This window comes from Pseudomonas sp. P5_B2 (assembly GCF_056400445.1).
The window spans coordinates 1-3579 of record NZ_JBFULH010000428.1; the positions used below are offsets into that span (position 1 = coordinate 1).

Here is a 3579-nt window from a genome sequence, read left to right on the forward strand (position 1 = left end):
CGATATTGGCGATATTGGCCGAACTGATAAAGCCCATCAGCTCATTGTCGACGCCATCGCCGATGGTCCAGGGGCCAAAACCTTCGCCCATGTCCGAGTTGAAATCTACTGCCTGCATGACGGTTGCTCCCGACGCTTGTGACTTCATACAGGCCAAATTAGATTCCCGCCCTCCCCTTGGGAAGATCTATTATCAGATAGGGTATCTTCTGAAAAACAGATACATCATTGTCCGGAGTGTTCATGTCACTGACCCTGCGCCAAGTCCGCTATTTCGTCGCCACCGCCGAAATAGGGCAAATCTCTCAAGCTGCGCTTCACTTGAATATTTCTCAGTCGGCAGTGACCACGGCGATCAAAGAGCTGGAAGGCATCATCGGCACTTTGTTGTTCCAACGTTCGGCGCAGGGCATGAGCCTGACCGATGCAGGACGACACTTTTTGAATCGGGCCTACGTGATTTTGCGCAGCGTCGATGACGCGTTGAACAGCCCGTTGCCGGACATCCGCGCCAGCGGCGTTTTGAGGTTGGCGGCGAGCTACACGGTGATCGGTTATTTCCTGCCGCACCATTTGCAGCGGCTGGAACACTGGCATCCGGACGTGACCATCGAAGTCCACGAACAAGAGCGGCAAGCCATTGAACAAGGCCTGCTGGAAGGTCGCTTTGATATGGCCGTGGTACTTACCGCCAACCTCACGCACCCGGACATCGTGTCTGAGATTCTCTTCAACTCTGAACGTCGGTTATGGCTACCCAGCCACCATCCACTGTGCGAACGCTCGTCAGTCAGCCTCGCCGACGTCGCGAAAGAGCCCTACATCCTGCTGACCGTCGACGAAGCTGAACAAAGCGCCAAGCGGTACTGGGAACATGCGCATCAGCAGCCCAACGTACGGGTGCGCACCAGTTCCGTGGAAGCGGTGCGCAGCATGGTTGCCAATGGCAGCGGCGTGGCGATCCTTTCGGACCTGGTGCACCGCCCATGGTCGCTGGAAGGCAAGCGCATCGAGACAGTGTCGATCACCGATAAGGTGACGCCGATGAGCGTCGGCTTGGCGTGGCACCGCGAACGGGAATTCAGCCCGGCGATGCAGGCTTTTCGAAACTACTTCCACGACGCATTCTTGGCACCCCAGCAACATTCCGCTCGACGATGAAAGCAACGAAAGCGATGGACAAAAAACCCGCCAGCGTGACCTCGTAAACGGACATTTTTCGGCGGTTGAAGAAGTAGCGGTAAACTGTCCAGCACGGCTCTATTTGGGCCTGTCGCGAGAGGCAAAAAACGACCCGAAGCTGATGTTCGTGATCGAAAAAAATCTCGGACACAGCCTACGTTTATACCAAGGCATATAAATCCGCCCCTTCTTCCTTTGGTCTCTTTTTTTGTCACCAGAGTTCAGGTGCCACGTGCCCACCGACCACCCAGATAGGATTAGGCAATACTCAAATCCAATCCGGCATCGTCCCCCATCACTCCAAACCCTAGCATGGCCTTACCTTATATCTTCAGGAAAGCGCCCCATGTGTGCAGAAAAAACCCTCTTTATCACCGGCGTCAGCAGTGGCTTTGGCCGGGCCCTGGCTAAGGAAGCTCTCGCCCAGGGGCATCGAGTGATTGGCACTGTTCGCAGCGAATCCTCTCTGGCAACCTTCGAGGCGCTCTCGCCTGAGCGGGCCCATGGCGTGGTGCTGGACGTTACCCACTTCAATGCCATCGACGCGGTGGTCGCCGCTGTTGAGGCCCAGCACGGCCCGGTGGATGTGCTGGTAAACAACGCGGGTTATGGCCACGAGGGGATTTTCGAGGAGTCGTCGTTGGAGGAAATGCGCCGCCAGTTCGACGTAAATGTATTTGGTGCAGTGGCGATGACCAAGGCGTTTGTGCCGTATTTTCGCCAGCGGCGGGTAGGGCATATCCTCAATATCACTTCCATGGGCGGCTATATCACCATGCCAGGCATTGCGTATTACTGCGGTAGCAAATTTGCGCTGGAGGGCATCTCTGACACGTTGAGCAAGGAGCTTGCACCCTTCAATATATTTGTCACGGCCGTGGCACCAGGGTCGTTTCGCACAGACTGGGCGGGCCGTTCGATGCAGCGTACGCCGCGCAGTATCAGTGACTACGATGCGAGCTTCGATCCGGTGCGCAAAGCCCGTGAGGAAAAAAGCGGCCATCAACTGGGCGACCCGCAGAAAGCCGCACGCGCCATGCTGTCGATTATCGCCAGCCCCACCCCACCGGCTCACCTGCTGCTGGGCAGCGACGCCCTGGCCCTGGTGCGTGACAAGCTGCACCGGACGGCGGAGAGTATTAAGCAATGGGAGACGCTTAGCTGTTCTACCGATGGCTGAGCAAAAAATGTGGAGAGTGTGCAGTCGATGCCCAAACCTAAGGACTCGAACACAGCGCGTATGGTGCAGTTGATGGGCCAGCTTGCGCCGCTGGAGGGTTATAACCTGAGCCCGCTGGATGATGTGCGTTTTTTGCGTTCCAACCGACCGTTGACGCGCACGCCAGTTTTGTATGAACCGGGCATCGTCATCCTCTGTCAGGGGCGCAAACGCGGCTATCTGGGTGATGAAGTTTACGTCTATGACACCCAGCATTATCTGGTGGTGTCGGTGCCGGTGCCCTTTACGATGGAGACCGAGGCTAGCGAGGCGCAGCCAATGCTCGCGGTGTACCTGCGTCTGGATTTCACTCTGGCCGGCGAGCTGATTCAACAGGTGGATGAGATTTGGAACTTCAGCGCGGCTCAGCCTATGGGCGTGTACGCCTCGCCTATGGACGAACAGCTGCGCCAGTCGACCCTGCGTTTTCTGGAAGTCATGGGCGACCGAACCGACGCGCTAATTCTCGGCCCGGCGATGCTGCGCGAACTCTACTACCGCATCCTCACCGGCGAACAAGGCGGTACTCTACGCGCGGCCATCGCCCAGCAGGGCCAGTTCGGCAAGGTGACGCGCGCCATTCACAAAATTCACAACTGTTACCAGGAGCATCTGGACGTAGAAGCCCTGGCAAAGGAAGCACAGATGAGCGTGCCCAACTTTCATCTGCATTTTCGCAAGGTGACCGATACTTCGCCTATGCAGTACCTCAAGTCGACACGGTTGCATCAAGCGCGATTACTAATGCTGCGTAACGACCTGACAGCAGCCAAATCGGCATTTCTGGTGGGCTATGAAAGTGCTTCGCAATTTAGCCGCGACTTCAAGCGCCTCTTCGGCCGCACACCGATAGCGGAGGTGGCGTGGATGAAACGAACCTATGCTTTGCCGGCACCGACCACCCCGTCGCCCTTCGTGTCATCACACTGATCTTCAAACAGTCTTGTCTTGCCCGGCACCTGTAGGTTTCGATCAGAATACGCGCGGCGGAAACGCCGAGTTGTTTCAGTCTGCGGAGAAAGAGGACTGGAGAAAGTGGAGAAAGAGTGGAGAAAGGGGACAGATTTATTTCCCTTACTCGGAACGTCCGCTTTTGGTCCAGGCTGTGTGAAAACGCACTGAGTACGTCAAAAACTGAGAGTTGCGTGCGTTACCTGCGAAATCGGCAGGCGAAAGCG

At 56.6% G+C, this 3579-nt stretch carries 4 protein-coding genes; 3 read left to right on the forward strand and 1 reads right to left on the reverse strand.

Translation table 11 applies throughout. From position 1 onward, the window contains the following. Positions 1 to 118 (reverse strand): LamB/YcsF family protein (locus AC1DRJ_RS21795; protein WP_477803965.1); only part of this gene is annotated, 118 nt, incomplete at its 3' end. Positions 119 to 243: 125 nt separating this feature from the next. On the opposite strand from AC1DRJ_RS21795, the gene AC1DRJ_RS21800 reads away from it, so the two are divergent. The 3 genes from AC1DRJ_RS21800 to AC1DRJ_RS21810 all read left to right on the forward strand — a co-directional run bounded on the left by AC1DRJ_RS21800 (position 244) and on the right by AC1DRJ_RS21810 (position 3331). Beyond that, a complete protein-coding gene (locus tag AC1DRJ_RS21800; RefSeq protein WP_477803962.1) occupies positions 244 to 1161 on the forward strand; it encodes a LysR family transcriptional regulator in 918 nt (305 codons plus the stop codon). Between the two features lie 367 nt (positions 1162 to 1528). After that, entirely contained in the window at positions 1529 to 2362 is an 834-nt protein-coding gene (locus AC1DRJ_RS21805; protein WP_477803963.1) for an oxidoreductase, read from the forward strand. Between the two features lie 27 nt (positions 2363 to 2389). After that, positions 2390 to 3331 (forward strand): AraC family transcriptional regulator, encoded by a 942-nt coding sequence (locus AC1DRJ_RS21810; protein ID WP_477803964.1) that lies wholly within the window; start codon positions 2390 to 2392, stop codon positions 3329 to 3331. Positions 3332 to 3579 lie beyond the last annotated feature (248 nt).